This window comes from Pantoea allii, from assembly GCF_046529425.1.
Lineage (GTDB): Bacteria > Pseudomonadota > Gammaproteobacteria > Enterobacterales > Enterobacteriaceae > Pantoea > Pantoea allii.
The window spans coordinates 1,281,894-1,299,064 of sequence record NZ_CP125958.1; the positions used below are offsets into that span (position 1 = coordinate 1,281,894).

13 protein-coding genes are annotated in these 17,171 nt (G+C 55.1%); 10 read left to right on the top strand and 3 right to left on the bottom strand.

Annotated features, from left to right (window positions below):
* Positions 1-48: 48 nt before the first annotated feature.
* Positions 49-1,197 (top strand): 3-phenylpropionate MFS transporter, encoded by a 1,149-nt coding sequence (locus tag QNH99_RS06365; RefSeq protein WP_063880581.1) that lies wholly within the window; start codon positions 49-51, stop codon positions 1,195-1,197.
* On the opposite strand, the gene csiE is transcribed toward QNH99_RS06365, so the two are convergent.
* Positions 1,179-2,447, bottom strand: a complete 1,269-nt coding sequence (csiE, locus tag QNH99_RS06370) for a stationary phase inducible protein CsiE (RefSeq protein ID WP_109717528.1) — start codon at positions 2,445-2,447, stop codon at positions 1,179-1,181. The genes QNH99_RS06365 and csiE overlap by 19 nt on opposite strands.
* Before the next feature lie 154 nt (positions 2,448-2,601).
* Between csiE and QNH99_RS06375 the strand changes: the two genes are divergently transcribed.
* The 3 genes from QNH99_RS06375 (at position 2,602) to QNH99_RS06385 (ending at position 5,408) form a co-directional block, all read left to right on the top strand.
* Entirely contained in the window at positions 2,602-3,228 is a 627-nt protein-coding gene (locus QNH99_RS06375; RefSeq protein ID WP_109717529.1) for a DUF1007 family protein, read from the top strand.
* Complete coding sequence (locus tag QNH99_RS06380) at positions 3,219-4,199, top strand: nickel/cobalt transporter (protein WP_063880578.1); 981 nt, start codon at positions 3,219-3,221, stop codon at positions 4,197-4,199. The genes QNH99_RS06375 and QNH99_RS06380 overlap by 10 nt, the downstream gene beginning before the upstream one ends.
* 195 nt (positions 4,200-4,394) lie before the next feature.
* On the top strand, positions 4,395-5,408 hold the full coding sequence (locus QNH99_RS06385; RefSeq protein WP_063880577.1) for a hypothetical protein: 1,014 nt from the start codon (positions 4,395-4,397) through the stop codon (positions 5,406-5,408).
* Positions 5,409-5,455: 47 nt separating this feature from the next.
* On the opposite strand, the gene suhB is transcribed toward QNH99_RS06385, so the two are convergent.
* Positions 5,456-6,259, bottom strand: a complete 804-nt coding sequence (gene suhB, locus QNH99_RS06390; RefSeq protein WP_063880576.1) for an inositol-1-monophosphatase — start codon at positions 6,257-6,259, stop codon at positions 5,456-5,458.
* A 119-nt stretch (positions 6,260-6,378) separates the two neighbouring features.
* On the opposite strand from suhB, the gene trmJ reads away from it, so the two are divergent.
* From trmJ to sseB, 5 genes are all read left to right on the top strand, one after another.
* Positions 6,379-7,125, top strand: a complete 747-nt coding sequence (gene trmJ, locus QNH99_RS06395) for a tRNA (cytosine(32)/uridine(32)-2'-O)-methyltransferase TrmJ (RefSeq protein ID WP_063880575.1) — start codon at positions 6,379-6,381, stop codon at positions 7,123-7,125.
* A gap of 136 nt (positions 7,126-7,261) precedes the next feature.
* The gene (iscR, locus tag QNH99_RS06400; protein WP_063880574.1) at positions 7,262-7,759 is read left to right on the top strand and encodes a Fe-S cluster assembly transcriptional regulator IscR; all 498 of its coding nucleotides are present in this window, start codon (positions 7,262-7,264) and stop codon (positions 7,757-7,759) included.
* 89 nt (positions 7,760-7,848) lie between these two features.
* Positions 7,849-9,009 (top strand): IscS subfamily cysteine desulfurase, encoded by a 1,161-nt coding sequence (locus QNH99_RS06405; RefSeq protein WP_109717532.1) that lies wholly within the window; start codon positions 7,849-7,851, stop codon positions 9,007-9,009.
* Between the two features lie 127 nt (positions 9,010-9,136).
* A complete protein-coding gene (gene pepB / locus QNH99_RS06410; protein ID WP_096012813.1) occupies positions 9,137-10,423 on the top strand; it encodes an aminopeptidase PepB in 1,287 nt (428 codons plus the stop codon).
* 51 nt (positions 10,424-10,474) lie between these two features.
* Entirely contained in the window at positions 10,475-11,239 is a 765-nt protein-coding gene (gene sseB, locus QNH99_RS06415; RefSeq protein WP_410517453.1) for an enhanced serine sensitivity protein SseB, read from the top strand.
* 33 nt (positions 11,240-11,272) lie between these two features.
* Here the strand turns inward: sseB and sseA are convergent, their stop codons facing one another.
* Positions 11,273-12,115, bottom strand: coding sequence for a 3-mercaptopyruvate sulfurtransferase (sseA, locus tag QNH99_RS06420; RefSeq protein WP_410517454.1), 843 nt, complete (start codon positions 12,113-12,115; stop codon positions 11,273-11,275).
* 145 nt (positions 12,116-12,260) lie between these two features.
* Between sseA and QNH99_RS06425 the strand changes: the two genes are divergently transcribed.
* Complete coding sequence (locus tag QNH99_RS06425; RefSeq protein ID WP_410517455.1) at positions 12,261-17,159, top strand: alpha-2-macroglobulin family protein; 4,899 nt, start codon at positions 12,261-12,263, stop codon at positions 17,157-17,159.
* The last annotated feature ends 12 nt before the right edge of the window (positions 17,160-17,171 follow it).

Sequence of the window (17,171 nt, forward strand, 5' to 3'; positions counted from 1 at the left end):
AGTAACGACCACTCATTATTGCCTGGTAGCATCGCTGCTGGAGGGAACATGGCAATCGGCTCCGCCAGGTGGCTTGGATTAAGCTACTTCACCTACTTTTTCTGTTACGGTATTTATCTTCCTTTCTGGGGCGTCTGGCTTAAAGGTGTCGGCCTGGACCCTGAACAAATTGGCTTGTTACTGGGATGCGGCATGGTAGCGCGCTTTGTTGGCAGTTTGTTTATTGCTTCCCAGGTTAAAAATCCAGCACAACTGATTACGGCGTTACGGCTGCTGGCGCTGCTGACCTGTTTTATTGCCGTCGGTTATTGGGTCGGGCAACAGTGGATGTGGCTGCTGTTAGTGATGACCGGTTTTAACCTGTTTTTCTCACCGCTGGTGCCGTTAAGCGATGCCCTGGCTGCAACCTGGACACAGCAGATTGGTCTGGCCTATGGGCCCGTGCGCCTGTGGGGTTCCCTGGCATTTGTGATTAGCTCGGCGCTGACCGGGATGCTGGTGAGTGCGTTCTCTTCACAGGCGATCCTCATGCTGCTGTCAGTGGGGCTGGTCAGCATGCTGGCGGGCATGTTGCTGACGCCACAGACACATCCTCAGGGCAGCGAAAGGCAGGGCGGGGTAAGCGGTGGCTGGCAGGCCTGGCGTGACCTGATAAAGGAAAACGCGGTCTGGCGCTTTATGGTGTGCGTCACGTTATTACAGGGCGCACATGCCGCCTATTACAGCTTCAGCGCAATCTGGTGGCAGGAGAGCGGCTATTCCGCGTCGGTGGTCGGTTATTTATGGTCGCTGGGCGTGGTGGCTGAAATTGTGGTATTTGCATTGAGTCACCGGCTGTTTCCCCGCTGGCGCGCGCGCGATCTGCTGCTGCTCTCGGGCCTCTGTGCGCTGATTCGCTGGAGCCTGCTGGGAGCCAGCACCGCCTTGCCATTGCTGATCGTGGCGCAAATTCTGCACTGCGGCAGCTTTACGGTCTGCCATCTGGCCGCGATGCGTTTCATCGCTTCACGTCAGGGAACGGATGTTATTCGTTTGCAGTCACTCTATTCGGCGCTGGCGATGGGCGGCGGTATTGCGGTGATGACCATGATTTGCGGCGTCCTCTTTACCCATCTGCAGGGTCATCTCTTCTGGGTCATGGCGCTGGTTGTCGTGCCTGCACTGTTCCTGCGCCCGCGCTACGATTCAAGCAAATAGCGAATGCGTTGCTGATGGTATTCTGTCAGCGGCAGTTCTGCGTGAATCAGCGGGGGCGAGAACAGCGGCAGCGAAGTCACATATGGCGAAATAATTAAATCGACTTCGCGCGGTGCGCCATCGCGCTGAAAATCCTCAACGCGCTGGTAAGTAATATTGACAGGCAGCAAGGTGATCTCCCGGATCTGCTGCTCGACATCCTGTTCCAGCTCAGGATCGTCACCGGTAAGCAGCAGCACCTGTTTTTCCTGTAGCGCACTACTTTGCATGAGCCAGGCACCTAAAATCACGGTGATCAGACTAACCTCTTCCGCTTCGAAACAGATCTCATATTCCTGCTCAAAAGCGACCAGCGCCTGCTGTGTCGTGCGCAGCAGGCGCGGATAAAGCCTGGTTACGTCTTGTGCCACACTGTCATCAATACCAATAGTAAAGTAGGTGCGATCCAGCGCCTGAGCTAAATGGGTATATAACTGCTGCTGCAGTTCAGATCGTTCATGAAAAGCGTTGCCAGCATAATGCTCAAAGTCATCAATCAGTCGCTGAGTGGCGCGCATCAGACGCTGTTCGCTGGAATGCGTGACGCAGTCAGGATCAGGCGAGTGGAGCAGGCTAAAGAGCAGCGTCCAGAAATCAGTCTCGCTGGCGTCCGGCGACAGATGGCAGCGTTTTTGCCAGTGATGGATAACATCTGTTGCGGCCTGACGTTCTGCCTTTGCTGCCAGCCATGCCTGCTGCTGGGCAGTAAAGATGGCAGGCTGGCGTTGGCACAGACCGTATTTCATAAATATTTGTAAAAAGAGTTGATCGCGTGTGCTGAACGGGCGATTAAGGCACAGGCTGCAGTGCTGAATTAGCGCCTGCAAGTTGGTTTCATCGTACAGCGCTTTTTCAATTTTCATCTGTTTCAGGCGCTGACGTAAGGGGGCAGCAAAATGCTCGCAGACAAAGGCCTGCGACAGTCGCAGGCTGCGTCGCAAATTGTGTATTAAGCAAATTCGGCGATCCAGCTCTGTACCATGAATGCGTAGGCTGCCATCCACCATCTGGTGAAGCTCCAGTTGATGATAGCGCTGTATCTCATCACCGACTTCCGCGATATCTTGTCTCGCGGTGGCGATATCCACTCCGTTTAGCAGGCTTAATCTTTTAAGCGTCAGCGCGGGAGCAGGCAGAAACAGCAGTAACAACAGATGGCAGCGACGCTGTAAACCGGTGAAGAGTGGTGCTGAAGATGTAGCAGAACTCATCAATCATTATCCAGCAGGCTATTTTTAGCTAAGAATAGTCAACCACCTGGACCCGTGAACGGTTTACCCGACTTTTTGTTCAGAGGTTTAAGGCGGGTCACAAAATTTTGTTACTTATGAAACCTTTTCATCAGGAAAGTTACTTTATAACATTATGAAACGCATGTTTTTCGTACTACTCTGCCTGGTAAGTTCGTCAGTCCTGGCACATCCCCATAGCTTTATCGATATGAAAACCGAGCTGGTCACGAAGGACGATCGTTTCACCGGTCTGAAAATGACCTGGACCATGGATGAGATTACGTCTGCCGATTTGCTGTATGACGCGAGTGATGCCAAACCGGGTACGGTGGTATGGAAGAAGCTGGCTGCGGGAGTGATGGCTAACGTGCTTGGACAACATTACTTTTCTGAAATCTGGCACAACAAGCAGCGGGTGAAGTTCTTGAATTTACCAACAGAGTACAATCTGTCACGCAGCGGCAACAAGGCGGTACTGGAGTTTGTCCTGCCGCTGGCCGAGCCGCCTTTACTCAACAATGAGCGCTTCGAGATTTTGACCTTCGATCCCACCTACTTCGTCGATATGTTTTACGACAAACCTGAGGCGCTAAGCGTACCGCCAGCTTTACAGTCACGCTGTTCATTTACGTTACATACGCCAAAGCCTGACGATTCATTGAAACAATATGCCCTCTCGCTCGACAAGGCGGATGCGCCGCCAGAGGATATGGATTTAGGCAGGCAGTTCGCGCAAACGGTAATCCTGACATGTCACTAACGCTTACGACGAGGCCCAAAAAAAGGCTGTGGCCGCTGGCGCTATTTGCCGCAGCGCTTGGCACGGTGGGGGCGGCAATCTGGCTACACTGGCCGCAGATACTCCTGCAAAGTGTTCTCTGGCAAAAAGTGTTGCATCGCCAGATGACCCAGCTCCTGCAGCAGGTTGCAGAGCAGCCCCATCATGCCGGACTGTCGTTACTGGCATTTAGCCTGATTTATGGCGTGCTCCATGCATTAGGGCCGGGCCACGGTAAAGTGGTGATTACTACCTTCCTGGCAACCCATCCGGCAAAATTAAAAACCAGCATGAAGCTGACGTTGCTGGCCTCCCTGCTTCAGGGCTCGGTCGCCATTATCCTGGTCACGCTGATGCTCGTGGTGCTGAAAACCTCGTCGCGCCAGCTGCATCTCAGCAGTTTCTGGCTGGAGAAGGGCAGCTACCTGCTGGTTATTGCCTTAGGCATCTGGGTTGGCTACCGGGCAATCAAGACGCTTTGGTTGCTGCTGCGTCCACCGTCGGCAATGAAAATTCATGCGATCCATCCTCACCATCAACATGATGAGCATTGTGGTTGCGGGCATGCACATCTGCCGAGTGCGCAGCAGGTTGCTGGCGCAGTTAACGGCAAAACCCAACTGCTGGTGGTGGTGTCGATGGGACTGCGGCCCTGCTCTGGCGCGGTTATGATGCTGCTGTTTTCCAAGGTGATTGGCGTTTATCTGTGGGGCGTGCTCTCTGCAGCCGTCATGGCCCTGGGCACCGCCCTGACCATTTCTGCCATTGGTTTACTGGTTCAGCGTTCCCGTGCTCTGGCGCAACGTCTTGGCGCTGACAGCCAGGCGGGTAAAGGTGCGCGCAGCCTGCTGCCTGTACTGGCATTACTGGGAAGCCTGACATTAATTGTTGTGGGCTGTGCACTTTGGCAATCAGCCCAACCCGGGCTGGCGGGTGGAATCCGGCCGTTTTAATTTCCATAGCAGCGGAAGTCAATTTCCGCTGTGAATTCTCCGCTTTTTCTTTTCCTCTGCTATTTTCATTTTTCTGTTGACGGTTTAGTGGTGAAAGTTGTTTTCACTGACTACGCTATTAACAGCTAATCCACTTCCCATCCTGGGAATAAATAAACATGGCACGGCTTTTCTGTGTTGCGAGGAAAATATCTCATGGCTGATACCCGTATTAATAATGGTTACCACGATCCGCTGGTAACTGGAACGGCAGGTTTACCCCTTAAACGCATTTCATGGAGTGCCATTTTTGCCGGTGTAATTTGTGCTTTGATTATTCACATATTATTAACCTTGCTGGGTACGGCAATTGGTGCTACCACCATTGATCCTTTGCAGGAAGATAATCCATTTAAACATTTGGGAACCGGTGCGTTAGTCTGGACGGCAATTGAAATGCTGCTCGCCATTGCTGCCGGTGGTTACGTCGCCGGACGCCTGGCCCAGCGTGAAGGTGCGCTGCACGGACTGCTGATGTTTGGTATTAGCACCGTTTTAACTATTTACCTGGCGGTCAGCCTTGCCAGTAGCGTATTAGGCGGTGCCATGAATATTCTTGGCACGGGTTTTCAGGCGGTAGGCAGTGGTATTTCAGCAGCTGCGCCATCTGTTACGCAAATGGCAAAAGACAAACTGCAGCAAAACAATATTAATTTAAACGATATGCAGAAAGAACTGGAAACTACGCTGCGTCAAACGGGTAAGCCTGAATTACAGCCGGAAAAACTGAAGCAGGATGCGAATAATGAAGCGCAGAATGCAGAGAACCAGGCGAATAATACCGCTAACCATCCTCAAACCGCCGACACAGATTTAACCAACTGGTTTAAAGGCGTCATTGAACGTCATTCGGATACGTTACAGGCAGCCGACCGTGATGCGTTAAAAAATATTATTAAAGCGCGGACCGGAAAAAGCGATCAGGAAGCAGAACAGATCGTTAATCAGGCTGAACAAAGCTATCAGCAGGCCATGCAGAAATATCAGGAACTGAAAAAACAGGCAGAGCAGAAAGCGCGCGAAGCGGGTGAACAGGCTGCCAAGGCAACGGCCAAAGCCAGCTGGTATGCCTTCTTTATCCTGATTATTGAAGCCGTACTGGCAGGTGTGATGGGAATGGTGGGTCGTCGTACTCAGCCAGCTCAGGTACTCACACACGAACGTCACTAACCGACAGGCAATAAAAAAGGCGGCACGTTAACGTGCCGCCTTTTCTTTTAGCGCTTCAGCGCTTCGCTCAGCTCATCACGCATCGCGGATAACAGCGATTTCACCACGCGAGGATTACCGGCAACGATGTTGCCTGATTGCAGGTAGCCGTGGTTGCCTGTGAAGTCAGTAATCAGCCCGCCAGCTTCACGCACCAGCAGTTCACCTGCGGCGAAATCCCAGGGTTTCAGACCAATTTCGAAATAACCGTCAACCCGACCTGCCGCAACATAGGCCAGATCCAGCGCAGCAGAACCCGTGCGACGGAAGTCGGCACACTGGGTAAACAGTTTCGTCAGGATGTTCATATAGGCTGGCGCGTGTTGCTTGAGCTTAAAGGGGAAACCGGTGGCAAGAATCGTGCCGTCCAGATCGCGAGCGATGCTGCCACGCAGGCGGTATCCATTAAGTTGCGTACCCTGTCCACGCACGGCGCTGAACAGTTCATTACGCATTGGATCGTAAACGACAGCCACTTCTGTACGGCCTTTAATACGGACGGCAATAGAAACGGCGAAGTGAGGCAGACGTTTGATAAAGTTGGTGGTGCCATCCAGCGGATCGATTACCCATTGAATGTCCTGATCTTCCCCCTCCAGCTCACCGCTTTCTTCAGTGATGATGGTATGTTTTGGGTAGGATTTACGAATGACTTCGATAATCAGGCGTTCTGCGTCGCGGTCAACATTAGTTACGAAGTCGTTGCTGCCTTTCTGGCTGGCCTCGACGGCGTCCGGGGTTTCATAATTCTTGGCAATTAAATTTCCGGCCTTGCGCGCTGCGCGCACGGCAATGTTGAGCATTGGATGCATCGGTATCTCTCGCTGGATGTTAAAGAACGGGGAAAACGGCGCGGAGTATAGCAGGGTGTTCGGTAAATGTCCTGCTTTATGTTAGAGTACGCCTCATCATTTTCTGACCGATCCCAATTATGCTGCAAAATATTCGTATCGTGCTGGTGGAAACTTCTCATACCGGCAACATGGGCTCCGTAGCGCGCGCCATGAAAACCATGGGGTTAACGAACCTCTATTTGGTCAACCCACTGGTGAAGCCTGATTCTCAGGCTATCTCTCTGGCTGCGGGTGCCAGTGACGTGATTGGCGAGGCGAAGATTGTTGACTCGCTGGATGAGGCCATTGCCGGGTGCAGCCTGGTGGTGGGCACCAGCGCACGTTCCCGCTCTTTGCCCTGGCCGATGCTGGACGCCCGCGAATGCGGTGTTAAAAGCATTGAAGAAGGGCAGCAGGCACCCGTCGCGCTGGTGTTTGGCCGTGAACGTGTTGGCTTGACCAACGAGGAACTGCAAAAGTGCCACTATCACGTGGCGATCCAGGCCAATCCAGAATACAGCTCGCTCAACCTGGCGATGGCCGTGCAGATTATTGCTTATGAAGTGCGCATGGCCTGGCTGCAGGCGCAAGAGAAGCAGAGTCCAAAACCGCAGTACGACGCTTCACCTTATCCGCTGGTGGACGATCTGGAGCGCTTCTATCAGCATATGGAAAACATGATGCTGGAAAGCGGGTTTATCCGCGAAGCCAACCCCGGTCAGGTGATGAGCAAACTGCGTCGTCTGTATACGCGCGCCCGTCCTGAACGCGATGAGCTGAATATTTTGCGCGGTATGCTCTCATCTTTTGAGAAGCGCAAAAAGACGAAGCCGGACAGCGAATAATAGTTGAGTAAATTACCAGGTTAAATACTTGAGTAATTTACTTGGTTAAATAGTTGACCAAATTACTCGGGAATGTCAGACTTGCTGTCATCTTCGCTAATCCTCCGATAACCGGACGCTATTGAGGTTGTATGCTATGAGACTGACATCCAAAGGACGTTATGCTGTTACCGCTATGCTGGACGTTGCCCTGCATTCTCACCAGGGCCCGGTTCCACTGGCTGATATCTCTGAACGCCAGGGCATTTCGCTCTCCTATCTGGAGCAGTTATTCTCGCGTTTACGCAAGCATGGCCTGGTCGCAAGCGTTCGTGGCCCGGGTGGCGGCTATCTGTTAGGTAAAGAAGCCAATGCGATTGCGGTAGGTGAAGTGATCACTGCCGTGGATGAGTCCGTGGACGCGACCAAGTGCCAGGGTAAAGAAGGCTGCCAGGGCGGCGAACGCTGCCTGACTCACGTCTTATGGCGCGATCTGAGCGTGCGCATCAGTGAGTTCCTGAACAACATTACGCTGGCCGAGCTGGTGAATAATCAGGAAATCCTGGACGTGGCCGATCGCCAAAATGCCAACGACAACCGCCGTTTCCAGAACTCCCGTGCTCAGGAAATCAACGTTAATCTTCGCGCCTCGTAATCCTCCGCTTCTCCGGCCCTTACTGCTAACGCGGTAGGGGCTGAATCTGCTATAAATACGTATGATTTTCTATACGGAGCTGTAGCGCAATGAAATTACCGATTTACCTGGATTATGCCGCCACCACGCCGGCCGATCCGCGTGTGGCCAGCAAAATGATGCAATTCCTGACGCTGGATGGCACGTTTGGTAACCCGGCCTCCCGTTCACACCGTTTCGGCTGGCAAGCAGAAGAAGCGGTGGACGTTGCGCGTAATCAGGTTGCAGAGCTGGTCAATGCTGACCCGCGTGAAATTGTGTTTACCTCCGGTGCGACCGAATCCGATAATCTTGCGATTAAAGGTGCCGCCCATTTCAATCAGGCGCGTGGCAAGCACATTGTCACCAGCATAACCGAACATAAAGCGGTGATTGATACTTGCCTGCAACTCGAACGAGAAGGGTTTGACATCACCTGGTTGACGCCCGCCGCGAACGGCCTGATCGCTGTTGAGGATCTGCGCGCGGCGCTGCGTGACGACACGGTTCTGGTGTCGATCATGCACGTGAACAATGAAATCGGCGTGATTCAGGATATTGCCGCGCTGGGCGCGCTTTGTCGCGAACAGGGCATCCTGTTTCATGTTGATGCGACCCAGAGCGTGGGTAAACTCCCGATTGATCTCAGCGAACTCCCTGTCGATCTGATGTCTTTTTCCGCCCATAAAGTTTATGGTCCCAAAGGCATCGGCGCGCTGTATGTGCGCCGTAAACCGCGTATCCAAATCGATGCACAAATCCACGGCGGCGGTCATGAGCGTAATATGCGTTCGGGCACCTTGCCTGTGCACCAGATTGTCGGTATGGGTGAAGCCTATCGCATTGCCCGTGAAGTCCGCGAAGAAGAGATGGCGCGCCTGGCTGCACTGCGTGACCGGCTCTGGCAGGGACTTCGTCAGACAGGTGGCGTGAGTGTAAACGGCGATTTGCAGCACAGTTGCGCCAACATTCTTAACGTGAGTTTTGCTGACGTTGAAGGTGAGTCGTTGATCATGGCGTTGAAAGATCTCGCGCTGTCGTCTGGATCGGCCTGTACCTCTGCCAGTCTGGAACCTTCCTATGTCCTGCGCGCGCTTGGCCTGAACGAAGAGCTGGCACACAGTTCGCTTCGCTTCTCGTTGGGACGCTTTACCACTGAAGAAGAGATCGACTATGCCATCGCGCTGGTGCAGAAGTCTGTTACCCGGCTGCGCGAACTCATGAAGTCATAATGCATTTGCCAGCCGAGGCTGACAAACTGTGCGCCGACAACGTCTGCGGCGTGCAGCGTAACATCTGAATTAAAAGCCGTCGCAAAAACAGGCTGGATGAAACGAATAACGAATACGGAGCCCTACAATGAATACACAACCCATGAAGATTACTCTCAGCAGCCAGCCCGCCGATGCGCGCTGGGGCGAAAAAGCGCTGTTAAGCAGCAACGAAAACGGCATGACGCTGCACCTGCGTGATGCGGATGCATTGATGACCATCCAGCGGGCCGCCCGTAAACTGGATGGACAGGGCATTCGTCATGTGGCGCTGGCGGGTGAAGGCTGGCACCTGGAGCAGTGCTGGGCGTTCTGGCAGGGCTATCGAGGTCCAAAAGGTAAAAACCAGGTGGACTGGCCGCAACTGGGTGAACACGAGCAGGCGGAGTTTGATCGCCGCCGTAAGATCGTGGGCTGGGTGCGCGATACCATCAATTTACCTGCAGACGATCTGGGCCCGGAAACACTGGCGCACAGCGCTATCGACTTACTCAGTGAACTGGGTGGTGAAGCCGTCAGCTATCGCATCACCAAAGGCGACGATTTACGTGAACAAGGCTATATGGGCCTGCACACCGTCGGTCGCGGCTCCAACCGTCCGCCGGTCTTTTTAGCGCTGGATTTCAACCCAACCGGCGACAGCGAAGCTCCCGTTTACGCGTGTCTGGTGGGCAAAGGCATTACCTTTGATACCGGCGGCTACAGCCTGAAACCGAGCGCTGGCATGGACTCGATGAAGTCAGACATGGGCGGCGCAGCCACCGTGACCGGTGCACTGGCTATGGCAATCTCTCGCGGCCTGAATAAGCGCGTTAAGCTCTACCTCTGCTGCGCGGATAACATGGTCAGCAGCAACGCCTTTAAGCTGGGCGACATTATTCGTTACCGCAACGGCAAGTCAGTGGAAGTGATGAACACCGACGCTGAAGGCCGCCTGGTGCTGGCTGATGGTCTGATTGATGCCAGCGAGCAGAACCCGACGCTTCTGATCGATGCGGCAACCCTGACCGGTGCAGCGAAAACGGCGGTGGGTAACGATTATCACGCACTCTTTACCTTTGACGATAATCTGGCGCAGTCGGTGATGGGCAGCGCAGTCAGCGAAAACGAACCTTTCTGGCGTCTGCCGCTGGCAGAATTCCATCGCAACCATCTGCCGTCGAACTTTGCCGATCTGAACAACATCGCCAGCCCGGCGCACTCGGCGGGTGCCAGCAGCGCTGCCGCGTTCCTGTCGTACTTCGTCAGCAACTATCAGCAGGGCTGGTTACACATTGACTGCTCAGCAACTTACCGCAAAAGCGCGGTGGATCAGTGGGCTGCCGGTGCAACCGGTCTTGGAGTGCGGACCCTCGCCAACCTGTTACTGAAATAAGCGCAATCCAGCGGTGGCCTGGCCACCGCTTTCTGAAGGTAGAAGTAAACTATGAACCGTCTTGAAGAGGTACTGAAGCTGGCAGCGACCGAGCCTGCGCACCGGCCTGAATTTTTCCAGCTGTTGCTGGAAGCCGATGTCTGGGTCCCCGGCGAAAGTACCAGCCAGCAGTTGGATGCCAGCACGCCAGTCGATCTCCAGCACTGGGAGAAAGAGGATGGCAGCAGCGTCATTCCGTTTTTTACTTCCGAACAGGCAATGAGCGACGCCGTCGATGACGAACAGGCGTATTTACGTTTACCCGTGCGCACCCTGTTTGAAATGACGCGCGGCGAAACCCTGTTTCTCAATCCAAAACTGCCTACCGGCAAAGAGTTCTCCGCCGCGGAAATCAGCCATCTGCTGGGCGAAGAAGGCAGTGCACTCACGCAGCAAAGCGTGCTGGAAGGGGGACAGTCGCTGTTGCTGTCAGAAGTGGCAGAGCCGCCCGCTCAGATGATCGACTCCCTGACCCAGCTGTTTAGCAAATATAAGCAGGTGAAACGCGCCTTTGTTGCCAGCATCCGAGAACATGCTGATGAGCAGGCTAACTTGCTGATTGGAATTGAAGCCGACAGCGATATTGAGACGATTATTCAGGCCGCCGGCAGCGTTGCCAGCGACACATTACTGGATGATGCACCCATTGATATCTGCGAGGTCACGGCAGAAGAGCGCGGCATTAGCCACTTTTTTACCGCCCACATTACGCCCTTTTATGAACGCCGCTGGGGAAGCTTCCTGCGCGAGTTCAAAGGCGGTCAGCGTATTATCTGACAACGCGCGCGGCCGCTCTGGCCGCGCGTTTCCTTATTTCGCAATCGGCAAATCGTCCCGGCTGCCCCATTCGCCCCAGGAACCGTCATAGAGCGAGACATCCCGGACACCCAGCGACGTCAGCGCCAGAATCAACACGACTGCGGTCACGCCTGAGCCACAGGTGGCGACAATGGGTTGATGAATATCCACGCCTGCTTCGGCAAACAGGGCGCGCAGTTCGGATGCCGGCTTCAGTTGTCCCTGTTCAACCAGCAGGTTCCACGGCAGATTCAAACTGTTGGGAATGTGCCCGCGATGTAAACCGGGACGCGGTTCATCTACCTCGGCATTGAAGCGGTTAGCCGCGCGCGCATCCACAATTTGCGCACCACCTTCATGGCTAATCAGCAGCACGTCAGTCAGGCGTTTCACCAGGCCGTCATCAAACTCTGTGTCAAATTCACCTTCAGGCAGGCTCACTTCGCCCTCCGCCAGCGTCAAGCCTGCGGCTTTCCAGCCTTGTAAACCGCCTGCCAGAATGGAAACCTGCGCCACACCAAATGCGCGTAGCATCCACCAGGCGCGGGGCGCAGAAAACAGGTTGCCCTCATCATAAACAATCAGATGTTTATCACTGTTCACACCCAGCTCGCGCATGGCCACGGCAAAACTTTCAGCGCGCGGGAGCATATGCGGATAAGGGCTGGTGTGATCGGAAAGTGCTTCAATATTAAAGAAAGGTGCGTGGGGCAAATGCCCCGCCAGGTATTCAGCCTGGATATTGCGAACCGCATCCATGCCTGGCGGCAGCATACGTGCGTCCAGTACCTGCAGCGTTTCATCGTTGTAGTGTTCTTGTAACCAGTCGGCGGACACAAACAGTGGCGTCGTCATAACAACCTCATCTCAGCAATCTGTCATGCCAGTGTCGGGTAATGTGCACACCATCTCAAGAGAAGCGTTGATTAAATGCGAGCATTGATGTGAAATTGCCCAGCGTTATACAACAATTCCCCTGGGACCCGGTGAAGGATTTACCATGAAAAAACGCATTAACCGGCTGCTGTTCAGCATGCTGATCGGTGGATCGCTGCTGTCTGTCGCCACCTTACCTGTTTTTCCCGTCAGTGCAGAAACCCCTGCAGCCAGCGCGCAGGCCAGCAAACCGCTCACCATTATCGATCTCTCTGAATTACAGCTTGATGGCGCGGCGGCGTTGGTTTTAACCTTTAATCAGCCGCTGGATGACAAGCAGGATCTGGCGCAAAAGGTCAGGTTGATCGACGATAAACACGGCAAAGTCGATGGTGGTTGGGAGCTTTCCAGCAATCGTAAAGCCCTGCGTTTTCGCCATCCTGAACCCTCTCGTCAGTTCACCGTGACCGTCGATTCGGGCTTGCGCGCCGCCAGCGGTGAGACGCTGGCAACGGCCTACAGCAAAAAAATCACTACCCGTGACATTGAGCCGATGGTGGGCTTTGCCAGCCGAGGCTCCCTGTTGCCATTGCGTATCGCTCAGGGGCTGCCGGTACTGGCGTTGAACGTGGACCAGGTGGATGTGGATTTTTTCCGAATCAAAAATGCGGGCCTGGCGGAATTCCTATCCCAGTGGAATTACGGCAACAACCTGTCTACCTGGCAATCTCAGGAACTGCTGAAAACCAGCCAACTGGTGTATACCGGCCGCTTTGAACTCAACCCGGCCCGTAACACGCGGGAAAAACTGCAGTTGCCGCTGAAAGACATTAAGCCGCTTCAGCAGCCAGGGGTTTATCTGGCGGTGATGAAGCAGGCGGGCACTTATCACTACAGCATGCCTGCGACGCTGTTTACCCTGAGCGATATCGGCCTGTCGCTGCACCGCTTTCCCACCCAGTTTGAACTCTTCGCACAGAGTCTGGAAAACGGCGCACCGCTTTCCGGCGTCAGTATCAGGCTGTTGAATGATAAAGGTCAGGTGCTGCAAAACGGCACCAGCGACAGCAGCGGTCATTTGCGCCTTAATGCAGATGAAAAAGGCACGTTCCTGCTGGCCATGAAGGGCGAGCAAACCTCGCTGATCGACCTGGCACGTCCGGCTCTGGATTTAGCCGAATTCCCCGTAGCGGGGCCCGAAGGCTATGACAAACAGCTCTTCGTCTTCGGCCCACGAGACATTTATCGGCCTGGCGAAACGGTGATCGTCAATGCGCTGCTGCGCGATGCTGACGGCAAGCCTTTACCGGCCCAACCGGTTAAAGCAGAACTGGTACAGCCTGACGGCGAGGTAGTGCGCACGGTGGTCTGGCAGCCGCAGGACGGTTTCTATCAGCAGCGGTTTGCTTTACCGGCTTCGGCGATGACCGGCGGCTGGATGCTGCGGCTGAATACCGGTGATAACCAGCTGCGGCAGTGGCATTTCCGCGTTGAGGATTTTCTGCCTGAGCGCATGGCATTAACGCTGAAAAACGATGAACAACCCCAGCCAGCGGATGCCGATATTACGTTCGACATTGAGGGGCGTTATCTGTATGGCGCGCCTGCGGCAGGGAATCAGCTGCAGGGACAGCTCTATCTGCGTCCGGCCCGTGAGGCGGTTGCTGCGCTGCCGGGCTACCAGTTTGGTGACATCACCGAACAGGGCCTGAAGCGCAGTCTGGACGATGTCGATCTTAAGCTTGACGCCAACGGCAAGGCGCAACTGACCGTGGATAATCAGTGGGATCAGCTTCACTCACCGCTGAACCTGATACTGCAGGCCAGCCTGCTGGAAACCGGCGGTCGCCCGGTCACCCGACGTGCTACTCAGGCCATCTGGCCCGCGGACGCGTTGCCCGGCATTCGTCCACTGTTTGGCAATAAATCGGTTTACGATTACCGCAATGACAGCTATCACGATGAGCCGACCGTGCCAGAAAACAGCCTGGCAGAATTCGATATTGTTTATGCCAACAGTCAGGGCGCTAAGCTGGCGGCAGAAAAGCTTGATGTGCGTTTGATTCGTGAACGGCGTGATTACTACTGGAGTTTCTCTGACAGCGAAGGCTGGCAGTCACGTTACGATGCCAAAGACCTGCAGGAAGATGAGCAATCTGTCAGCATTCCCGCTGACGGCAGCACGAAGGTCAGCTTCCCGGTTGAGTGGGGCAGCTACCGGCTTGAAGTCCAGTCGGGTGAAAAAATCATTAGCAGCGTGCGTTTTCAGGCGGGCTATGACTGGCAGGATAATACCAATGGTACAGGCGCACTGCGTCCGGACCAGGTCAAGCTGAAGCTGGATAAAGCCGCGTATCAGCCGGGTGAAACCGTCCATTTGCAGGTCGAATCGCCCACGGCCGGGAAAGGCTATCTGATGGTGGAATCCAGTAGCGGGACGCTCTGGTGGCAACCCTTAACGGTGCCGCAGGGTGGAACGCAGGTGGACGTGCCGATCGCGGACAACTGGCAGCGTCACGATCTCTATTTCAGTGCCATTGTGGTTCGGGAAGGGGACAAGGCCAGCGGCGCAACGCCGAAACGGGCGGTCGGACTGTTACATCTGCCGATGGCGACCGAGGCGCGACGTTTAACGCTGACGCTGGACGCACCCGATAAGGTCCGTCCTGAGCAGAACCTGACGGTGAACGTTCAGGCCAGCCGTGAAGGCGGCCCGCTGCCTGACAAGGTGCACGTCCTGCTGTCAGCGGTAGACAGCGGTGTATTAAGCGTGACGGATTATAAAACGCCAGATCCCTGGACGGCTTTTTTCGGTCGCAAGCGTTATAACGTCGATCAGTACGATGTGTTTGGTCAACTGATTGAAGGCGGTGGACGGCTGGCCGCTCTGCGCTTTGGCGGAGACGGTGAAGACGAATCCATGACGCGCGGCGGTAAAAAACCGGTCACCCATGTCAATATCGTGGCACAGCAACTTCAGGCCGTTACGCTGGATAAAAACGGCAAGGGCTCAGTGACACTGCCCATTCCGGCCTTTAACGGTGAACTGCGGCTGATGACGCAGGTCTGGAGCGATGACAGCTTTGGCGCAGCAGAACGCAAACTGGTGGTGGCTGCCCCGCTGGTCAGCGAACTGGCCACGCCGCGTTTTCTGGCCAGCGGGGACAGCGCGTCACTGGCACTGGATATCACCAACCTGACGGACCTGCCGCAAACCCTGAAGGTAGATTTGACTGCCAAAGGTCTGATAGGGCTGTCGGGCGCGGCCACACAAAACGTGACGCTGGCAAAAGGCGAAAGGACCACCTTGCAGGTGCCCGTGACGGCGAAAACCGGGTTTGGTGACGGCGAAGTGCAGGTGCAGATTTCAGGACTGAACCTGCCCGGTGAGACGGTGCGGCCCAGTCAGCAGACGTGGAAGATTGGCGTAAGGCCGCCTTATCCTGCGCAAACGCTCAATTTTGCCGCTGTCATTGACCACGATAGCCCCTGGCAGGTCACGGCGGCGGCATTTGCGGGTCTGGATGCAGAAACCCTGAGTGGACAACTGACTCTGAGTAATCGTCCGCCTTTAAATATCGCCAGCTACATCAGTGCGCTTTATGCCTATCCCTATGGCTGTCTGGAGCAGACCACCAGCGGTCTTTGGCCGTCGCTCTATACCAGTCAGGCGCAGCTCAGCGCTATGGGGATAAAAACCAGCAGTGATGACGTTCGTCGGGCCGCCGTTGACACCGGCATCGCCCGTCTGGCCGGGATGCAGCGTGCTGACGGCAGTTTTGGGTTGTGGAGTAAGCAGAGTGAAGAGGAGTTCTGGCTTACACCTTATGTTACCGACTTTTTACTGCGCGCCAGCGAAGCGGGCTATGCCTTGCCCCCTGACGTGATTGATCGGGCTAACGCACGGCTGCTGCGTTATTTACAGGACCCTTCACAAATCACCGCCGGTGGCAGTGCCGACACCGATGCATTGCGTTTCAGCGTTCAGGCTTATGCCGGCCTGGTGCTGGCGCGTCAGCAGCGTGCGCCACTGGGCGCGTTGCGTGCGCTTTACGAAAAACGTGACAAGGCCAAATCGGGGCTGGCGCTGATGCAGTTGGGTGTAGCGCTGAAGCTGATGGGGGATGGGCAGCGTTCGCCGCTGGCTGTGATGCAGGGCGCCACGCTGTCACGACCTGAAAGCAGCTGGTTTGGCGACTATGGCAGCACGGTGCGCGATGAGGGGATGATGATCGCCCTGTTAGCGGAATATCAGCTGCAGCCGGAACTGCAAAACAGCCTGCTGCTGTCACTGTCAAAAGAGCTGAACGGGAAGCGCTGGCTCTCCACCCAGGAGAACAATGCGCTTTACCTGGCGGCGCGCACGCTGCAAACCGCACAGGGTAAGGACTGGCAGGCGATATTACAGGGTCATCAACCGCCCGTAAGCAGCAGTGGGCCTGTGAATAAAGGGCTGGATAATCAACAACTGGCGCAAGGCGTTGAGGTGAGCAATCCTGGCACGGCACCGCTGTATGGCAGCCTGAATGTGGTCGGTTATCCGCTGACGCCGCCGAATCCGGTCAGCCATATGCTGTCCGTTAAGCGAGAGTACTTCACCCTGGACGGTAAACTGGCGGATCTCAATAATCTGCGCAGCGGTGAATTGCTGGTGGTCCGTCTTACCGTAGCCGCGAAACGCCGCATCAGCGATGCGCTGGTCGTGGATCTGTTACCGGCCGGACTGGAGCTGGAAAACCAGAATCTGGCAGACAGCAGTGCCAGCCTGGGTGACAGTGCGGATGCGTTAAAAGAGAGCATGATGGATATGCAGCAGGCCAACATCCGGCATATTGAGTTCCGTGACGATCGCTTCGTTGCCGCGCTGGCAGTGGATACTTATCGTCCTGCCACCTTGATGTATCTGGCGCGCGCGGTGACGCCGGGCCTCTACCACATGCCGCCACCGCAGGTGGAATCGATGTACGTACCTGAGTGGCGGGCGATTGGCGCTACGCCGCAACAGCTGCATGTACAACCGTAGCCGGGCCGGGTT

Bases quoted from the DNA above. Each gene is read 5' to 3' on its own strand.
- QNH99_RS06365 (WP_063880581.1), top strand. From the start codon at position 49: ATGGCAATCGGCTCCGCCAGGTGGCTTGGATTAAGCTACTTCACCTAC.
- csiE (WP_109717528.1), bottom strand. From the start codon at position 2,447: ATGAGTTCTGCTACATCTTCAGCACCACTCTTCACCGGTTTACAGCGT.
- QNH99_RS06375 (WP_109717529.1), top strand. From the start codon at position 2,602: ATGAAACGCATGTTTTTCGTACTACTCTGCCTGGTAAGTTCGTCAGTC.
- QNH99_RS06380 (WP_063880578.1), top strand. From the start codon at position 3,219: ATGTCACTAACGCTTACGACGAGGCCCAAAAAAAGGCTGTGGCCGCTG.
- QNH99_RS06385 (WP_063880577.1), top strand. From the start codon at position 4,395: ATGGCTGATACCCGTATTAATAATGGTTACCACGATCCGCTGGTAACT.
- suhB (WP_063880576.1), bottom strand. From the start codon at position 6,259: ATGCATCCAATGCTCAACATTGCCGTGCGCGCAGCGCGCAAGGCCGGA.
- trmJ (WP_063880575.1), top strand. From the start codon at position 6,379: ATGCTGCAAAATATTCGTATCGTGCTGGTGGAAACTTCTCATACCGGC.
- iscR (WP_063880574.1), top strand. From the start codon at position 7,262: ATGAGACTGACATCCAAAGGACGTTATGCTGTTACCGCTATGCTGGAC.
- QNH99_RS06405 (WP_109717532.1), top strand. From the start codon at position 7,849: ATGAAATTACCGATTTACCTGGATTATGCCGCCACCACGCCGGCCGAT.
- pepB (WP_096012813.1), top strand. From the start codon at position 9,137: ATGAATACACAACCCATGAAGATTACTCTCAGCAGCCAGCCCGCCGAT.
- sseB (WP_410517453.1), top strand. From the start codon at position 10,475: ATGAACCGTCTTGAAGAGGTACTGAAGCTGGCAGCGACCGAGCCTGCG.
- sseA (WP_410517454.1), bottom strand. From the start codon at position 12,115: ATGACGACGCCACTGTTTGTGTCCGCCGACTGGTTACAAGAACACTAC.
- QNH99_RS06425 (WP_410517455.1), top strand. From the start codon at position 12,261: ATGAAAAAACGCATTAACCGGCTGCTGTTCAGCATGCTGATCGGTGGA.